We start from the raw sequence: 15,117 nt of genomic DNA on the forward strand, positions 1-15,117 counted from the left end.
GGCGGGGTTCTCGGGCGTTGTGGCGGAGAGCCGCAGCAATGTTCGTGGCGCCGGTCAGCCGCAGTGCCCCGACGGCGAGGTTGCGCCAGGTCGCCATCGCACGGGGTGCGTTGCCTGTTCGCAGCTGGGAGGCGTCCTCGGTAAGGTGGTGTCCCGGATGTGGTGCAGGGCTTCCACCTGCCAGTGGTTACGCACGAGTGAGGCCAGTTGCGCGGGGGTGGGCTGCTCGCTGGTGAGGCTGGTGACGGCGTAGATGGTCTTCACGGTGGTCTTGCCGGTCTAGCGGACGGTGCGGCGGCGCTTGATCTGGACGGCTTGACGGGCGCCGGGAAGGAGCAGGTTGTTCACGGTGGCCACCTTGATCCGGCGGATTCCGGCGCGTCCGTGGCCAGCGTTCCGGGTGCGTCCCTGGAGCGGGATCTGCTTCCAAGGCAGGGACTTCAGCTACTGGCGCAGCTTCTTCTGGTTGCCCTTGACGATCACGATGTAGTGGGCGTCGCGGCCCAGCAGGTAGTCGGCGTGCTCACGCTGGGTGTGCATCGCGTCGCTGGTGACCACGGTGCCGGCCAGGTCGGCAATGCTCTCCAGCAGCGGCTGGAAGCACCTGATCTCGTTTGTTTTCTCGTGCACGTCCAGCTGGGCCAGGACCAGGCCCGTTGTGTGGTCCAGGGCGGCGAGCAGGTGGATCTTCCGGCCTTTGGCCTTGGCCGCCCTCGCAGGCTCTTGCCGTCGACCGCCAGGGCGCGCAAACCGCCCGCGGAGCCGGAGCGGTGGTCGGTGAGCCAGCGGCCCACGACCTGGTCCAGGGCATCGCCGTCTATCCGGGCCAGCAGGCGTCGGACCGTCGATTCCGCAGGCAGGAGCCGTTGGGGAAGCAGCGGATCGCACTGCACGCCGACGGCTTCCAGCACCTGTGGCGGGGCGTCGGCGATCCACTCACCGACCGTCAGCAGCGATCTCGCCCCGGCCAGTACCGCGCACGCGGTGAGCGCGAGCACGACGACGAGGGCGTGTCGCACTCCGCGCGGGTCGGGCACCTCGGCCAGCCGCTCCAGCAGGCCCGGCGCTTCTGTGGGTGCGACCCGTGGATGATCGCGGAGTTGGTCAAGGGCGGATGGGATCGGTGATGACGCGTCGGCAGGCACGGTCTTCCACTCGGATCATGGGGCGTAGAGAACTCCATGATCGTGGGAGCCCGTGCCTGTCTCGTCCCTGGATGACCGTTGAACTGGCAGATCGTCACGAACCGGACGCCCTGCAACTATGCCGAAGCCCTGGGGGTGGACCCGCAGGCGGGTGCTGATCTTCTCGCTGAAGATCTTGTTTCTCGGCATGCCGTGCTTGCTGAGCGCGTCGAGCTGGGAGTCGAGTTCCTGCCCGAGGGCCGAGCAGCGCGCGTAACCGATGCGGATGTCCCTCGGCAGGTCAGGGGCGGTCGAGGTCGGCGGCGGGTGCCCGGCCGCCACGCGCGGACCGGGCCGCGGTCGGCAACCTCAGCGCCTTCTTCAGCCGGGGCATCATCGTGAAGCGGAGGGGTGTGGTAGGCGGAGGCCACCGCACCGCCGCGCGAGCGGCACAGCGAGCCGGGCTGCGCGTCACACTTCGGACAGGCGTGCTGTTCGACGTCGTCCGCGTCCGACCATTCACCCGGGGACCGTTGCTGAAGCCCAGTCATGGGACCGGATTTTCGCACAATGCAAGTCAAGAAGGGTTCCGTCCCGATTTGAGGGAGAACGGGTTCTGAGAATCGATCGAGGGTCGGGCGGGCCTCGGTGGCCGTTTACTGATCCTGCTCGCGCAAAGGACCGTTTGTGAGAGCCGGGGTCAGTGCACGCGTACGCCGTCGATGGCGATCGACAGCAGGAGGTCGGCCTCGGCCGGGCCGTCGATCTCCTGCTCGGTGGCCAGCGCGATGGCGCCGACGAGCTTCAACAGTTGGGTGATGGTGATCCCGGCGCGCACGGTGCCTGCCGCTTGGGCGCGCGCAAGGAGGGCGTCTCCGGCCGCGGTGATCAGGTCGTGGCAGGTTTCGCCCAGTGGCATCCGGCCACGGAGCCTCCGCGGAAACCTGTTGGCGGGCCGCGGTGACCGCTGCTACTTTTCCGGAGGCCGTGCGAGAGAACGAGGAGGTGGTACCCGTGAACACAGTATCGACATGGGTGCTCCCCTCCGGGGTCACGGTCGGGCGGTAGGTCGTCCGGGAGCGCCGTTCAAGAGCACTCCCGAAAGGCACGACCATGCGATTCACTTCCGAACAGCGCCTCGACAACGGCGTCCTCGAACGCGAATTCACCCTCGGCGAGATCCCCGGCACCCTGTGGACGCCTGGATCCGCCGCACCGGCCCCGCTCATCCTGATGGCCCACAACAACGGCCTGCCCAAGGGGGAAGCCCGGCTGGTGGCACGGGCCCGGCACTCCGCGGCGTACGGCTACGCGGTGGCCACCATCGACGCCCCCGGGTGCGGTGACCGGCCCCGTTCCGCCGCCGACGAGCAGGCCCGCGCCGACCTCCGCCGGGCGATGCAGGCCGGCGAGCCGCTCGACGAGATCTTCGAGTCCCTCGTCGGCCCGCTGGTCGAAAAGGCGGTCCCGGACTGGCGGACCACCCTGGACGCCCTGCTTTCGCTGCCCGAGATCGGCGGCCCGGTCGGATACTCGGGGTGGACCGCCGTCGGCATTCGGCTGGCGGTGGCCGAGCCGCGCATCGCGGCCGCCGGTTTCTTCGCCGGGGGTTACGTGCCCAGCGCCCAGCGCGAGGAGGCCCGGGAGGTCACCATTCCGCTGTTCTTCCTGCTGCAGTGGGACGACGAAGGGAACCCCCGGCAGCGGGCCCTGGACCTGTTCGACGCCTTCGGCAGCAAGGAGAAGACGCTGCACGCCAATCTGGGCGGGCACACCGGGACCCCGTGGTTCGAGGCGGACGACGGGAACCGATTCTTCGGCCGGCACCTGAAGTGAGGCCGTGCCGTCAGGCCGGCAGCAAGTAGACGGTGTCGGCCAGGACGCCGCTCATCGAGGACAGGCCCCGGCCATCCTCGATGACGGTGGCCGACAGATGCACGCCCCCGCGTGGATGACGGTGCATCAGGTCTGTGGAGCTGTCGGGCGCGGTCGGGGACATTGCATCCGGAGTATCCGGAGTACGTATCGACCTTGCGGCAGCGAAGGTTACGCGCGTCGCGACCGAGTCCCTCGGTGAGCCGGTTTCGCGGAAACCTCGGTTCAGCGATGCCGACCGTACTTCACAAAGGCTATGAGCAGCGCGCGGGTGGCAAGGTGTCAGGTTCGGGGCGGGCCGTCGGCGTCGGGTGCGCGTGTTTTGTCCGCGGCTCCCGAGCGGGCCGCACCGTCGACCGCGACACAGATTCCGAAGACACGATCGTGGCCGGTCCAGCCGTTCACATGGCCACGGTTGTTGCTGATCTGCACCCGCTTCCTGGCGGAGTCCACGGAAGACACCAAGTGCAGGTAGACCGTCCCGGCGACACGGGCGAGGACGATGTCGCCGACCTCCACCTTCGACGGGTCGACCGGAGCGACGACCACCTGCTGCCGACTGCGTATCAGCGGGACCATCGAGGAGCCGCTGGGCCGGAACGTCACGGTCGCCCCGCCGACGACTCTGTCTGCCACCGCGTCCAATGCACCCATTCGGCGATCGTGGCAGATCGTTGTCCGCCACCCCACCGATTAAATTCTGACCTGGCACGGACCCTACGATCCAGGGATGACGATCACGTACGAGTGGCGGGGCGACTTCGACAACACGGCGCTCGACGCGCTGCACGCGGACGGCTTCGGTCACCCCGTCGCCGCGACCGACTGGCGGGGACGACTCGAGCGCCACAGCCTCGGCTGGGTCTGCGCGTGGGAGGACGGTTCGCTGATCGGCTTCGTCAACGTCGTCTGGGACGGCGGAGTCCATGCCTTCGTCCTGGACACGGTGGTCGCACGGCATCGCCGTACCAGAGGTGTGGGCGCCGCGCTGGTCGCGACCGCCGCGCACGAGGCCCGTGCCGCACAGTGCGAATGGCTCCACGTGGACTTCGAGGAGCACCTGCGGTCGTTCTATTTCGACGCCTGCGGCTTCAAGGAGACGACAGCCGGCCTGATCGCTCTGTGACGTTGGCAGTCGAGCCGTGGGGAGGGGGGCCGGGGCATGTCCCGGCCCCCCTCGACGGACATGAGCGTGCGGTCGTGACCCGTAGCCAGGGCTGGGGCCGTCAAGGCTTGACGTAGGTGCAGATGGCCAGGGGGGAGTCCAGGGAGTACGGGTCCGCGTCGGCGGGCCAGTCGCCGAAGCGGTTCTCGGGGAGGAGGCCGGCGGCGCGGGCGTACGAGTCCATCTCCTCCGGGGCGGTCAGCCGGGAGATCTCGGTGCCGACGCGGGTCGTGCCGTCGGCCTCGTACCAGACGTGGGAGAGGTGCCACAGCGACCCCTCCGGCAGGAGGACGGAGTGGCTCTGCAGACCGGTGCCCGGCTCCGGGTAGGGCGAGAAGTACGTGGCGCGGGCGCTGCCCTCGTGCAGGGCGAGGATGGCCGGCTTGTTGTGGGTCTCGATCACCAGCCTGCCGCCGGGGGCCAGCAGGTCGGCCGCGCGACGCACCGCCAGCTGCTGCTCCTCGGGGGTGAGCAACATGGACAGGGTCGCGCAGACGCAGTACACGAGCCCCACGGTGAGGTCGGCCGTGTAGGTGCAGATGTCGCCGTGCACGGGCTCGACGGGGGTGTCGTCGGTCAGGTCGCGGCGCAGCACGTCGAGCATCTCGGGGGAGGAGTCGACCCCCGTGACCGGCCCGACTTGGCGCGCCAGCGGCAGCGCTATCCGGCCGGTGCCGACGCCGAACTCGACGGTGCCCAGGGCCGGATCGGGGTGCAGGGCGACCAGGCGCTCGACCTCGGCGACGACGGAGGCGTCGTCGGGGAACAACCGGTGGTACCAGTCGCCGAACTGCCGGCCGTAGCCGATGTCGTCGATGGTGTCGTTCGACGTGGCGCCGGGTGTACGGGGCGTCGTGGTGGTGCTCATGGGTGTTGCCTCCGCTTCTTGGACGGGGTGTTCCTCGCGTGGATGTTGCTTCTGGCCTGGGAGCAGGCGCCCCACAGCACCACGAGGGCGACGCCGATGACGGCGGGAGCGCTGACGGCCCGGGTGGCGATGAGGAAGCCGACGATGCCGAGGGCTACCACGGACGGGATGAGCAGAAAGTCGTTCATGAACTTCTCCTGTCGGGATGTCTTCTCCTGTCGGGTGATCCGATCCAGTCGTGTGATCCGGTCCTGTCGGGTGAATCCGGGTGTGCCGCCTCGTCGTTCCTGGATCACGCCACGTCGCTGAGCTCCTGGAGCCGGGCGAGTCGGCGGTAGAGGTCGCTGTGCCGGTGGAGTTCGTCGTGGGTGCCGACGGCGTGCACCCGTCCCCGGTCGAGCACGACGATCTGCTGGGCCTCGGTGACGGTGGACAGCCGGTGCGCGATCGCGATGACCGCGCAGAAGCCGGAGATCATCGTGATGCTGTCGCGCAGCGCGTTCTCCGATTCGGTGTCGAGGTTGGCGGTGGCCTCGTCCAGCAGCAGGAACCGGGGCGCCTGAAGCAACGTACGGGCGATCGCGAGGCGTTGACGCTGACCGCCCGACAGGCCGGCGCCCCGGTCACCGAGTTCGGTGTCGAGACCCTGGGGCAGCGCGGTGATCACCTCGGTCAGGTTGGCCATGCGCAGGGCCTCGGCGATGTCCTTGTCGTCGGCGTCCGGCGCGCTGTAGGTGAGGTTCGCCCGGACGGTGCCGCGCAGCAGGGTGTGGTCCTGGTCGACGTAGCCGACGATGGAGCGCAGCTGGTTGAGCGGCAGGTCGGTGATGTCCGTGCCGTCGATGCGGATCGCCCCGGACACCGGGTCGAAGAGCCGCTCGATCAGCTGGAAGACGGTGGACTTGCCGCCGCCGGAGGGGCCGACGACGGCGGTCAGCCCCTCGGCCGGGACGGTGAAGGAAATCCCGTCGAGGACGACCTTGTCGCTGCCCGGATAGGAGAACCGGACGCCGTCGAAGGTGAGCCCGGGTTCGTACCCGCGCCTGAACGGGCGGGCGCCACGCGGCCGTTCCTCCGGCCGGCTGCTGTCCGGGTCCGTCTCGACCTCGATCTTGCCGAGCTCGGCCAGCCGCTCCACGGACGCTCTGCCGATCTGGAACTGCGCGATCGACTCGAACAGCGTCAGCAACGGCGCCACCAGGTAGAACAGGTAGAGGATGAACGCCGTCAGATCGGCGGTGGGCATCGCCCCGGTCGCGGTGCGGGCCGCGCCCAGACCGATGACGACCGTCAGGGCGAGCTGGGTGCCGATGCTCATGGTCGGGTCGAGCAGCGACGACATCACCGTCACCTTGATCCCCGACTTCCGGGCCCGCCGGGCGATGGCCGCGATCCCCTCGGCCTCGCGGTCCTCGGCCCGGGAGGCCTTCACGGTGGGCATCGCTCCCAGCACCCGCAGCAGGGCGGAGCCGAAGGTGCCCAGGTCGGTCTGGTTGAGCACCGACACCTTCCGCACCCCGCGTGCCAGATAGAGCGAGACGATGCTGGTCGCGCCGAGGCAGACCAGGGTGGCGGTGAGCAGCACGGTGTCGATCCACGCCATCAGGGCGATCCCGCCGATGACCAGGAAGCTGTTGTTGAGGATGCTGTCGATCGCGTGCGTCATGGTGGAGCGGGCGAGCATGGTGTCACTGACCATCCGGGAGAACACATCGCCCTGCTGCAGGCCGCTGTACGCCTTGAACCGGGAGCGCAGCAGCCGGGAGGCCAGGGTCCGGCGGATGTCGTAGACGATGTTCTCCCCGGCCAGCCCGATGACGTACGAGTGGAGCGCGCCCAGGGTGGCGTCGGCGATGAACAGTGCCGCGCCCACCATGATCGGTCCGGTCAGCGAGCGCCCTTCGCCGACGGCGGCGACCAGTGAGCCGATGACCGCGGGCTGGGCCAGGGACGTCGCGGCTCCCAGCAGACCGAGGACGATGCCGAGCAGGACCAGGCGGCGGTGCCGGCCCATGGCCCGCCAGGGTTTCGCTCCCTCGCCCCACAGCAGGTGCAGGTTGAGCTGGGGAACCGCCCGGTGCATGGCGCGCCGCCCGCCACCGGAGGTGCCCTCCTTCTCCAGGTTCACCGGCGGGTCCTGCGGGCGGGTGTGCCGCCCCCGGCCGGCCGGCCGCTCACTCATCCCGCGCCCCCGGCCACGCGGCGGCCGCCCGCACCCGGTTCACTCGTGCTCCCTGCCGTCCTCTTCCGCTTCCGCCCGGTCCCTGGCGAACCGCAGGCCCGCCTTGAGAAGGCCGACCGCGAAGATCAGGATTCCGAGGAGGATGAAGGGGGTGGTGATGTCCATGATCACACCTTTGCTGGAGTCTTGGCCGGGGCCCGCGTCAGCGGGGTGCCGGCGGCCTGCGGGTCGAGAGGGACGAAGGGGGAGACGAACACCAGCGAAGGACGGTGGCGCGTGTCGTAGCCGGTGGCGCGGGCCAGGGCGAACTGGAAGCCCCGGGCCTCCTCGGCCACGGGGCCCCGGGACCTGATGAGGACGCGCAGGTGCTCGGTGACCATCCGGTACCCGGCAGTGCGTGAGGCCGCCTCGAAGCCACCGAACTCGAGGGTCGGGAGGATGTCGGCGCACGCGTCGACGACCCCCTTGTCCGCGCGGCGGGTGGGGAACCACACGATGTGCTGGGGCTTGCGCGTCTCGGTCGTGAACGCGTCGTGCCACGGCGAGGCGTTGCCGTCCGCGTCCACCATGCGGTACAGGAAGTGACTGTCGTGCATACAGGGGTTGGGGGCGAAGAACCTCCAGTTCGGCACCAGGGACAGCACGTCCTTCGAACGGAACCGGGAGAACTGCTCGAAGGGGTGCTGGCCCGCGACGGTGACGACCAGCATGGCGGCTCCGGCGATCCGCCAGGCCGCGCCTTCGCCGGTGAACGGATTCCTCAGCGGGAGACTTCGCAGGGTGCTCACCGCGCGGCCTCCTTCTCGAGCGTGACGGATCGGGTGGGCCGGGGTGCCCGGGAGTGCTCGTCGACGCTCTGGAAGAACGCGAGGACGCGGTCCGTGACCTGGTTGGCGTAACGGCTGTTGATCAACAGGGAGTCGTGTCCCGCGCCCTCGATGACCACCGTCTCGCTGGGTGCCCGGCGGTGGGCCTCGGCGAGTTCGCGGTGCATCAGCAGTTGCTCGGGGTCGCGGTCCACGGTCCGCTGGGCGGAGATCACCAGGCCGGGCACACCCTCGATCCGGTCGAGGTGCCCGGGGAAGGCCTTGAAGTCCTCCTGCAGCGCCGTCCATTCGCGGCGTGCCGCGTACCACATCCGCGTGTCCGCGTACTGGGCGAAGACCTTGTCGTGGTAGGCGGCGGGCAGTTCCTTGATCCACCACGGGCGGGTGAGGAGCGCCCCGGTGCCGAGGCGCAGCGCCCGGCTCATGGACGCGAAGGTGCCGCCCAGGCCGGCGCCGGTCACCCTCTGCTGGGCCGAGCGGCTGAACTGATGCGGGTGCGAGGAGTCGAGGTACACGACGCCGTGCACCCGGTCGCCGAGGTGATGGACGGCACGGCGGGCGAGCTCCCCGCCGATCGAGTGGCCGACCAGGATCACCTTGCGGTGCGGTGCCACGGCCCCGTTCACCAGGTCGACCAGGTCGTCGACGGACTCCGTCAGCTGGTAGGCGGTGGTGGCCCTGCGGCGGCTGCCGGCGTATCCGGCGCGGGCGTAGGTGATGACGCCGTAGGTGCTCTCGTAGGACAGGCGCTCGCTGATCCAGGCGTAGTGCTCGCTGGTGGACAGCAGACCGGCGGCGAGTACGAAGACCGGCCGCTCGGAGTCCCCCACCGACATCTCCTCGTACTGCAGCCGGTTGCCGTGGCGGGTCGTCAGCACGCGCGAGGTCCGCCAGCCCTCGGTGGCGCGCATCCGTCGTTGTACGGCGGTGACGGCCGCGGCCGCCGTCGCCCCGGCGAGCACGGTGAGGGCGGCCGGCAGAGCGCGGTCGTCGCGTCCCGCGACGGCGGGGTGGGTGCGGGGAGCCGCGGTGTAGGCGATCAGGGGGTGCATCGCGGGGAACGCGGTGGCGAACCTGCCGAGTCCCATGAAGTAGCCGTTGGCCAGATGGAACGCGGCGGCGCTCGCCAGGACGGGACGGGTCAGCTTGCCGCCTTTGAGATAGGCGAGCGGGAAGAGGCACTCCAGCGCCAGCACGCTGTGGCCGAGCAGTTTGGCGGCCCGGGGGTTGTTCCGGATCCACGTGTGCATGCCCTCGTGGCCGTAGGTGTGGGTGCGCATCACCCCCGGAAGGGCGGAGCCGTCGCGCCAGTCCGGGCCGAGCAGTTTGACCCAGCCGGAGACCAGGTAGGAGAGGTTGGACTGAAGGGCGACGTACCAGAGCAGGGCGTCCTTGGCGGCCGGCGAGGGCACCAGGCGGGCGCCGCCGGTGGCGAGTTGCACCAGGGTTGCCACCTGGTCGGCGCCGTCGCTGCCGTAGTGCTGGCGAGGGCCGAGGAGGGCGGAGGTCGTACCGAGGAAGAGGCTGCCCGCACCGCGCCAGTTCGACTTGCCCGGCAGCAGCATGGCGGAGGCGACCGCGGCCCGTGTGACGTGCAGTGCCGTCGTGGTCCGGGTTCCGCTGGCGATGTCGACCAGTCGACGCAGCAGAGGATTGGCGTGCGCGATGCTGTCCTTGGCGATCTCCCAGTCGTTCATGCCCCCCTTGCCCATCTCGTGGCGCTGGGTGAGGTATTCGAGGGACGAGGTGAGGCTGGTCGCGGCGGCCAGCCGCTCCGACAGGCCCAGCGCACGGTCCCGGCCGACCGGCATCGGGCTGAACACCGCGGAGGCGACCCTGCCCGGCACCGCGGAGGCGACCCTGCCCGGCACCGCGGAGGCGACCCTGCCCGGCACCGCGGAAGTGATCCTTCGGACGAGTTTCATGGAACCTCTATTCCTGGTACTTTTGAGCACGTTTTTTTGCGTGCGGCGGAACCCGCTGCCGGACCAGAACAGCCCTCTGGTCCGACAGCGGGTTCCTATGGGTTCACCGCCGGTTGTCAGGCCGCGGGCGGCGCACCGCCGACCGCGGCGAGCGCGGCCGCGTTCTGGGCGTTGGCCTCCGCCGCCAGGTTGTTGGCCTCCGCGGCCTGGCCGACACCGACCGCAGCGGTGGCCAGCGCCCCGATGGCCCCGACACCCTCGGCCGCCTGGGCGAGCCCGCCCAACCTGTTGCCCACCCGGGCGATCCGCGGGGTGCCCAGGGTCGGGCGAGCGGCGACGTAGACGACACCCTCGACGGGGATTTCCACACTGTTCAGCGCGTTCTCGATGCTGCTCATTTATTTCATCCTCTCGCGTTCGGGACTTCGGAAGTTCTTTTCTTCCGGTGCCCTTCTGGGGAAAACATTAGGGTCTCGCCAACCGTCTCCGCATCGATAAAATTACCTATTGTTGAGTTCCGTATTCATCGACGGAACCGGAATCCTGCGGACACGGAAAAGGCCTGGACCGAATAGGTCCAGGCCTTTTCGGGACTGGTGCGGGCCGCGGTGGTTTCCCGGTCATTCCTTCCCGCGTCGCTGCCCGAGATGACGCAGGGCCGACGCGGCGGCGTTCGCGCCGCACATGCCGTGGGCGCCGGCGCCCGGTGGCGATGCCGCGGAGCAGATGTACATCCCGGGGACTCCCGTGCGGTACGGGTCGAGGGCCGCGCGGGGACGCATCGCCAGCTGGAGGGCGGTGTTCGCCCCGGTGACGATGTCCCCGCCGACGTAGTTCGGGTTGTAGTCCTCGAAGGCGGCCGGCGGACGGACGGCCATGTCGAGGACACGCTCACGGAACCCCGGGGCGAACCGCTCGATCTGCCCGACGATCGCCTCGGTCGCGTCGCCGTCGTAGCCGTGCGGAACGTGTGCGTAGGCCCAGACGGGGTGGAGGTCGCCCTTCGAACGCCGCGGATCGGCCAGGTACTGCTGGCCGACGAGGACGAAGGGCCGCTCCGGCATGCGCCCGGCGTGGATCATCCGTTCGGTGTCGGCGACCTCCTCGAACGTCCCGCCGAGGTGGACGGTGCCGGCCCGGCGGGCCGCCTCGCTGGTCCACGGGACGCCGCCCTCGACCGCGAAGTCGGCCTTGAAGGCTCCGGGCCCGTGGCGGTAACGGCGGTAGGCCCGCGCGACCCGCCCCGGCAGCCGGTCGCCCAGGATGTCGGCGACCGCGCGGGGGGCGAGGTCGAAGAGGACCACGTCGGCCGGGGGCAGATCGGCGGGGGAGCGCACCCGCACACCGGTCTCGATCCGCCCGCCGAACTCCGTGAGCTGCGCCGCGAGCGCGTCGCCGATCGCCCGGGAACCACCTGCGGCCACCGGCCAGCCATGCCGGTGACCTGCGGCGATGATCGTCAGGCCGACCGCGGCGCTGGCCGGCCGGTCGAACGGGCGGAAGGCGTGCGCGGCCACGCCGGCGAAGAGTGCGCGGGCGCTTTGAGACCGCCACCGCCGGGCCACCACGGCGGTGGGCAGCAGGGCCCGCGGACCGAACGCGGCCAGGCGCAGCGGATGGCGCGGCAGATGGAGGAGCGGCCGCATGAGGTCCTCGGCGAGCGCGTCGTAGCCGTCCGCGAGCGGCCGGAAGACGCGCCGCCACCTGCGGCCGTCGCCGTCATCGAGGCCGTCGGCCGTCTCCTCCACCGACCGGTGCAGCACCCCGGCCTGGCCGGAGTCCAGCGGATGCACGCAGTCGATGTCCGGCAGGCGCCAGCTGAGGCCGTGGCGGCCGAGGTCGAGGCTCCGTAGGAAGGGCGAGCCGACGGCCATGGGGTGGGTGGCGGAGCAGTGGTCGTGCAGGAGGCCCGGGGTCAGTTCGCTGGTGCGGGTGCCGCCGCCGATGGTGTCGGCGGCCTCCAGGACGGTGACCTCGATGCCCTCCCGGGCGAGGAACACGGCGGCAGCGAGACCGTTCGGACCGCTGCCCACCACGACGGCCGTAGTCATGTGTCTCCTGCGTCTCGTGCGTCTCCTCGACGATGGGCACCGGTCCGCCGGTTCGCGAAGTGGTGGACGGGAAAAGGGTGGAACGGGCCCCTCGAAGGGGCCCGGTCCGGGCCGATTCACCACTCTGCGGGACGTGAGAAGCCCGTCCCGGCGCCTTTGGCTCTTCGACATTAAGGGGTGGGCCGTTCCGGCGCGATTCGCAGAATTGCCTAATTCCCGCCCCGGCCCGGCTAACCCGCGTCCCAGCTCATGTCCGGCTCGGGCTCCGTGTGCGCATTCGGCTTGGCATGGCGTCCGGCCGGCCGGCCGGACGCCGATGCGGCGGACTTCTCCGCGCGCTCGGGCGGGGCTTTTGGAACTACCGGGAAGTGGGCGATGAGCCACCAGCCGCCGTCGTCGGCGGGGCCCGCCGTCAGGGCGCCGCCGACCGCGTCCGCCCGCTCGCGCATCCCGATCAGGCCGTACCCGCCGCGGCCTCCCGTGGGGCGGGAGACCCGCCGCTCGGGCCCCTCGTTGTACACGTCCACCCGGAGCAGGCCGTCGCGGGTGAGATGGACGCGCACCGTCGCCCGGGTGCCCGGCGCGTGGCGTCGTACGTTGGTCAGCGCCTCCTGCACCACGCGATGGACCGCGCAGCCCACCTCGGGCAGCAGCGTGCTTTGGCGGGCGACTCCGGTGATCTCCAGCTGGGCGGTCGATCCGTCGCCCTGGCCGCTGAACGCCGAGACCAGTTTGGTGAGTTCGGCGTACGGCGCCTCGGGGGACTCGATGGCACTGGGCTCGCCGTCCTCGCGGAGCACCCTGATCAGGCGGCGCATCGAGTCCATCGTCAGCTGCCCGGCCTCGGCGATGTTGTCCAGGATGGGGCCGATCTGCTGGGGTGAACTCTCGTGGATCACACCGGCGGCGTGTGCCTGGGCGATGATGCCCGTCACGTGGTGGGCGACGAAGTCGTGCAGATCCCGGGCGAGTCGCATCCGCTCGGTGAGCCGGACGGCAGCGATCGTACGGCGACGCCGGGCGTCCAGGGTGCGCAGGTGACAACCCGCTCCGACGGCTCCACCGACGGCGAACGTCAGCAGGAAGGGGTAGGTCAGGGTGATGCCCGTCCCCCCGGTCCGCAGGGGTTCGTCGATGATGCTGGCTCCCATCGCGGCGGCCAGGGCGAGGACGATGCCGGGCCGGGTGACGCTGCGGCAGGTGTGGGCGAGCAGGACCAGCAGGCACGCCGTCTCCAGCAGCCCCCAGGCGGGCAGGGCCCACCCCGTCAGGGAGGTGCCCAGTGTCACCACCGTCGAGGCGGCCGCGCAGATCCCCGCCCGCCATTCGATGCTCAGCCACGGTTCCGGGACGAGCACCAGCGCCAGGGCGACGGGGCCCGTCACGAGCGGTAACCAGTCGACGGGGCCGCGCTGCTGCGTGCCGATGATGCCCACGTCGAGCAGCCACAGCACACCCAGAGCCGGATACAGGGCGCGGTGTTTCAGCTGCCGCGTGGGTAACCGCAGCAGGCCGAGGTGCGGCTGGGTCGCCTGCGCCGAAAGTGCCGCGAGTGACGAGGTTGTCATACGACCGGAGGCTAGGCATGTGCATGCCTCCCTGGCAGAGGGTGGATCGATCTGTGGGGAGGGACACAGATCATCCACAGGACATTCACGACCTCCCTGTCAACGCTCCGTTCGCACGGTCCCGTTGGCCCAGGCCCACGCGGCCACCTCGACCCGATTGCGCACGCCCAGCTTGTGGTGGATGTGGCCCAGGTGCGTCTTCACCGTGGACAGGGACAGACACAGCTCGTCGCTGATCTCCTGATTGGTGCGGCCCACCGCGACGAGCCGGGCGACTTCCAGCTCCCGTGCGCTGAGCGACGACCGGGGCACCCCGGCGCCGTCCACCGGAGCCGGCATCCGCTCCTCCAACTGCTTCAGCAGCCGGACCGTCACCCCCGGCGAGACCAGCGCGTCGCCCCGCGCCGCCGCCCGCACCGCCTCGATCAGCAGGGCGGGGGCGGCGTCCTTCAGCAGGAAGCCGCACGCTCCGTTGCGCAACGCCACGTTGAGGTAGTCGTCCTGGTCGAAGCTGGTGACCACCACGACGTGCGTGGGGTGCGTCGCCCCCGGTCCGGCCAGCAGCCGGGTCACCTCCAGTCCGTCCAGCTTCGGCATCCGGACGTCCACCAGGCACACGTCCGGCCGCAGTACGCGCGCCAACTCCACGCACTCGAGCCCGTCGGCGGCTTCTCCGACCACTTCGATGCCTTCCTGGGCGTCGAGGATGAGACGGAAACCGGCCCGGACCAGATCCTGATCGTCGGCAATCATCACGCGTGTGGGGGTGCTGCTCACGGGGCCGAGCATGCCACGGAACACGTGACCGGTCCGGCCGTCCGCGGAAGCCGGCGGACCGAACGGCCGGGTCGAATCGGGCGGTTGCCCCTTTCCCGGCGAAAGCTGCGCCGTGGCGGAAAGGCCGAGGCCGATCGGTCGATGACTACTGCCGGGTATCGGTCGAATGGTCGATGGCCGGGAGCCGGATGTCACGGAAGAGTCACCGCGCACCAGGCGGACGACCCACGGGTCCTCGACCCCCTCCGAACAAGGCAGGCACCCCATGGCAGTGGACAGCTCCGGCCGACTCAGCGCCCGGGAACTGGAGATCCTCCTTCTGGCGGCCCACGGTATGTCGGACGCGGACATGTCCCAGAGACTGTCGATCTCACCCCGCACGGTGGCCGCCCATATGCGCAGCATCAGGGAGAAGTTGTGCGCGAAGAACCGGACTCATCTCATCGTCACGGCGCTGGGGGCGGGCATCCTCGCGCTGCGGACGGATTGGCTGGACAGGGCGGACCGTTCGGACAGGGCGGACCGTTCGGATCGCCCGGGGTGGCCGGAACGAGTCGACCGACCTGATCGACTGGACGAAACGTTCCGCTTGACAGGGTGGAGCGGGGTCCGGGGCCGGCCCGTCGGCGTCGCGTAGCAGGCAGCGTACAAGGAGGTCATCGCGGTTCAACCAGGGCGCCACCCTGCCCGCCAGGCCCCTCGCCCCCTCCGGCGACCAGCAGGTCCGGGCGGCCAAGAACCTCGACGGCGGCTTC

General features: G+C 70.3%; 18 protein-coding genes and 1 pseudogene. 3 read left to right on the top strand and 16 right to left on the bottom strand.

Translation table 11 applies throughout. The annotated features are described in order from the left end of the window. Positions 1–444: 444 nt before the first annotated feature. The 4 genes and pseudogenes from OG622_RS44905 to OG622_RS44920 all read right to left on the bottom strand — a co-directional run bounded on the left by OG622_RS44905 (position 445) and on the right by OG622_RS44920 (position 2,043). Positions 445–936, bottom strand: coding sequence for an ISAs1 family transposase (locus OG622_RS44905; protein ID WP_371582826.1), 492 nt, complete (start codon positions 934–936; stop codon positions 445–447). Next, positions 840–1,145 (bottom strand): annotated as a pseudogene (locus OG622_RS44910) (transposase family protein); the annotation flags it as partial. The pseudogene OG622_RS44910 and the gene OG622_RS44905, both read right to left, overlap by 97 nt. A 15-nt stretch (positions 1,146–1,160) precedes the next feature. Then, complete coding sequence (locus OG622_RS44915; RefSeq protein ID WP_371582827.1) at positions 1,161–1,466, bottom strand: hypothetical protein; 306 nt, start codon at positions 1,464–1,466, stop codon at positions 1,161–1,163. A 358-nt stretch (positions 1,467–1,824) separates the two neighbouring features. After that, on the bottom strand, positions 1,825–2,043 hold the full coding sequence (locus OG622_RS44920) for a hypothetical protein (protein ID WP_371582829.1): 219 nt from the start codon (positions 2,041–2,043) through the stop codon (positions 1,825–1,827). 194 nt (positions 2,044–2,237) lie between these two features. Here OG622_RS44920 and OG622_RS44925 point away from each other — a divergent pair, with 194 nt between their 5' ends. Beyond that, positions 2,238–2,960: a dienelactone hydrolase family protein gene (locus tag OG622_RS44925; RefSeq protein ID WP_371582831.1), complete on the top strand. Its 723-nt coding sequence runs from the start codon at positions 2,238–2,240 to the stop codon at positions 2,958–2,960. A 10-nt stretch (positions 2,961–2,970) separates the two neighbouring features. Here the strand turns inward: OG622_RS44925 and OG622_RS44930 are convergent, their stop codons facing one another. Together OG622_RS44930 and OG622_RS44935 are read right to left on the bottom strand one after the other, a co-directional pair. Continuing rightward, positions 2,971–3,123: a hypothetical protein gene (locus OG622_RS44930; protein ID WP_371582833.1), complete on the bottom strand. Its 153-nt coding sequence runs from the start codon at positions 3,121–3,123 to the stop codon at positions 2,971–2,973. 158 nt (positions 3,124–3,281) lie between these two features. After that, on the bottom strand, positions 3,282–3,653 hold the full coding sequence (locus OG622_RS44935) for a S24/S26 family peptidase (RefSeq protein WP_371582835.1): 372 nt from the start codon (positions 3,651–3,653) through the stop codon (positions 3,282–3,284). Positions 3,654–3,729: 76 nt separating this feature from the next. On the opposite strand from OG622_RS44935, the gene OG622_RS44940 reads away from it, so the two are divergent. Then, the gene (locus OG622_RS44940) at positions 3,730–4,125 is read left to right on the top strand and encodes a GNAT family N-acetyltransferase (protein ID WP_371582837.1); all 396 of its coding nucleotides are present in this window, start codon (positions 3,730–3,732) and stop codon (positions 4,123–4,125) included. Positions 4,126–4,225: 100 nt separating this feature from the next. On the opposite strand, the gene OG622_RS44945 is transcribed toward OG622_RS44940, so the two are convergent. The 10 genes from OG622_RS44945 to OG622_RS44990 form a co-directional block, all read right to left on the bottom strand. Then, the gene (locus OG622_RS44945; protein WP_371582839.1) at positions 4,226–5,032 is read right to left on the bottom strand and encodes a class I SAM-dependent methyltransferase; all 807 of its coding nucleotides are present in this window, start codon (positions 5,030–5,032) and stop codon (positions 4,226–4,228) included. Beyond that, on the bottom strand, positions 5,029–5,220 hold the full coding sequence (locus OG622_RS44950) for a hypothetical protein (protein ID WP_371582841.1): 192 nt from the start codon (positions 5,218–5,220) through the stop codon (positions 5,029–5,031). Before OG622_RS44950 ends, OG622_RS44945 begins: the two co-directional genes overlap by 4 nt. A gap of 104 nt (positions 5,221–5,324) precedes the next feature. Then, a complete protein-coding gene (locus OG622_RS44955; RefSeq protein WP_371582843.1) occupies positions 5,325–7,214 on the bottom strand; it encodes an ABC transporter ATP-binding protein in 1,890 nt (629 codons plus the stop codon). Between the two features lie 39 nt (positions 7,215–7,253). Then, positions 7,254–7,379 carry a hypothetical protein gene (locus tag OG622_RS44960; protein WP_267893588.1) on the bottom strand — a complete coding sequence of 42 codons (126 nt, stop codon included), beginning with the start codon at positions 7,377–7,379 and terminating at the stop codon, positions 7,254–7,256. 2 nt (positions 7,380–7,381) lie between these two features. Further along, entirely contained in the window at positions 7,382–8,002 is a 621-nt protein-coding gene (locus OG622_RS44965) for a hypothetical protein (protein ID WP_060892338.1), read from the bottom strand. After that, the gene (locus OG622_RS44970) at positions 7,999–9,966 is read right to left on the bottom strand and encodes an alpha/beta fold hydrolase (protein ID WP_371582846.1); all 1,968 of its coding nucleotides are present in this window, start codon (positions 9,964–9,966) and stop codon (positions 7,999–8,001) included. Before OG622_RS44970 ends, OG622_RS44965 begins: the two co-directional genes overlap by 4 nt. Positions 9,967–10,082: 116 nt before the next feature. After that, complete coding sequence (locus OG622_RS44975; RefSeq protein WP_052769659.1) at positions 10,083–10,364, bottom strand: hypothetical protein; 282 nt, start codon at positions 10,362–10,364, stop codon at positions 10,083–10,085. A 222-nt stretch (positions 10,365–10,586) separates the two neighbouring features. Then, on the bottom strand, positions 10,587–12,017 hold the full coding sequence (locus OG622_RS44980) for a phytoene desaturase family protein (RefSeq protein ID WP_371582848.1): 1,431 nt from the start codon (positions 12,015–12,017) through the stop codon (positions 10,587–10,589). Between the two features lie 230 nt (positions 12,018–12,247). After that, positions 12,248–13,585: a sensor histidine kinase gene (locus OG622_RS44985; protein WP_371582850.1), complete on the bottom strand. Its 1,338-nt coding sequence runs from the start codon at positions 13,583–13,585 to the stop codon at positions 12,248–12,250. Between the two features lie 99 nt (positions 13,586–13,684). Beyond that, entirely contained in the window at positions 13,685–14,374 is a 690-nt protein-coding gene (locus OG622_RS44990; RefSeq protein WP_371582852.1) for a response regulator, read from the bottom strand. A gap of 253 nt (positions 14,375–14,627) precedes the next feature. Between OG622_RS44990 and OG622_RS44995 the strand changes: the two genes are divergently transcribed. Then, on the top strand, positions 14,628–14,999 hold the full coding sequence (locus OG622_RS44995) for a response regulator transcription factor (RefSeq protein ID WP_371582854.1): 372 nt from the start codon (positions 14,628–14,630) through the stop codon (positions 14,997–14,999). The last annotated feature ends 118 nt before the right edge of the window (positions 15,000–15,117 follow it).

The sequence above is a fragment of the Streptomyces sp. NBC_01314 genome (assembly GCF_041435215.1).
GTDB lineage: Bacteria > Actinomycetota > Actinomycetes > Streptomycetales > Streptomycetaceae > Streptomyces.

Excerpts from the sequence above, each read along its gene's own strand:
- OG622_RS44960 (WP_267893588.1), bottom strand. The coding sequence starts at position 7,379 with ATGGACATCACCACCCCCTTCATCCTCCTCGGAATCCTGATCTTCGCG.
- OG622_RS44980 (WP_371582848.1), bottom strand. The coding sequence starts at position 12,017 with ATGACTACGGCCGTCGTGGTGGGCAGCGGTCCGAACGGTCTCGCTGCC.
- OG622_RS44945 (WP_371582839.1), bottom strand. The coding sequence starts at position 5,032 with ATGAGCACCACCACGACGCCCCGTACACCCGGCGCCACGTCGAACGAC.
- OG622_RS44930 (WP_371582833.1), bottom strand. The coding sequence starts at position 3,123 with ATGTCCCCGACCGCGCCCGACAGCTCCACAGACCTGATGCACCGTCAT.
- OG622_RS44950 (WP_371582841.1), bottom strand. The coding sequence starts at position 5,220 with ATGAACGACTTTCTGCTCATCCCGTCCGTGGTAGCCCTCGGCATCGTC.
- OG622_RS44935 (WP_371582835.1), bottom strand. The coding sequence starts at position 3,653 with ATGGGTGCATTGGACGCGGTGGCAGACAGAGTCGTCGGCGGGGCGACC.
- OG622_RS44975 (WP_052769659.1), bottom strand. The coding sequence starts at position 10,364 with ATGAGCAGCATCGAGAACGCGCTGAACAGTGTGGAAATCCCCGTCGAG.
- OG622_RS44995 (WP_371582854.1), top strand. The coding sequence starts at position 14,628 with ATGGCAGTGGACAGCTCCGGCCGACTCAGCGCCCGGGAACTGGAGATC.
- OG622_RS44955 (WP_371582843.1), bottom strand. The coding sequence starts at position 7,214 with ATGAGTGAGCGGCCGGCCGGCCGGGGGCGGCACACCCGCCCGCAGGAC.
- OG622_RS44925 (WP_371582831.1), top strand. The coding sequence starts at position 2,238 with ATGCGATTCACTTCCGAACAGCGCCTCGACAACGGCGTCCTCGAACGC.
- OG622_RS44940 (WP_371582837.1), top strand. The coding sequence starts at position 3,730 with ATGACGATCACGTACGAGTGGCGGGGCGACTTCGACAACACGGCGCTC.
- OG622_RS44920 (WP_371582829.1), bottom strand. The coding sequence starts at position 2,043 with ATGCCACTGGGCGAAACCTGCCACGACCTGATCACCGCGGCCGGAGAC.
- OG622_RS44990 (WP_371582852.1), bottom strand. The coding sequence starts at position 14,374 with ATGCTCGGCCCCGTGAGCAGCACCCCCACACGCGTGATGATTGCCGAC.
- OG622_RS44970 (WP_371582846.1), bottom strand. The coding sequence starts at position 9,966 with ATGAAACTCGTCCGAAGGATCACTTCCGCGGTGCCGGGCAGGGTCGCC.
- OG622_RS44985 (WP_371582850.1), bottom strand. The coding sequence starts at position 13,585 with ATGACAACCTCGTCACTCGCGGCACTTTCGGCGCAGGCGACCCAGCCG.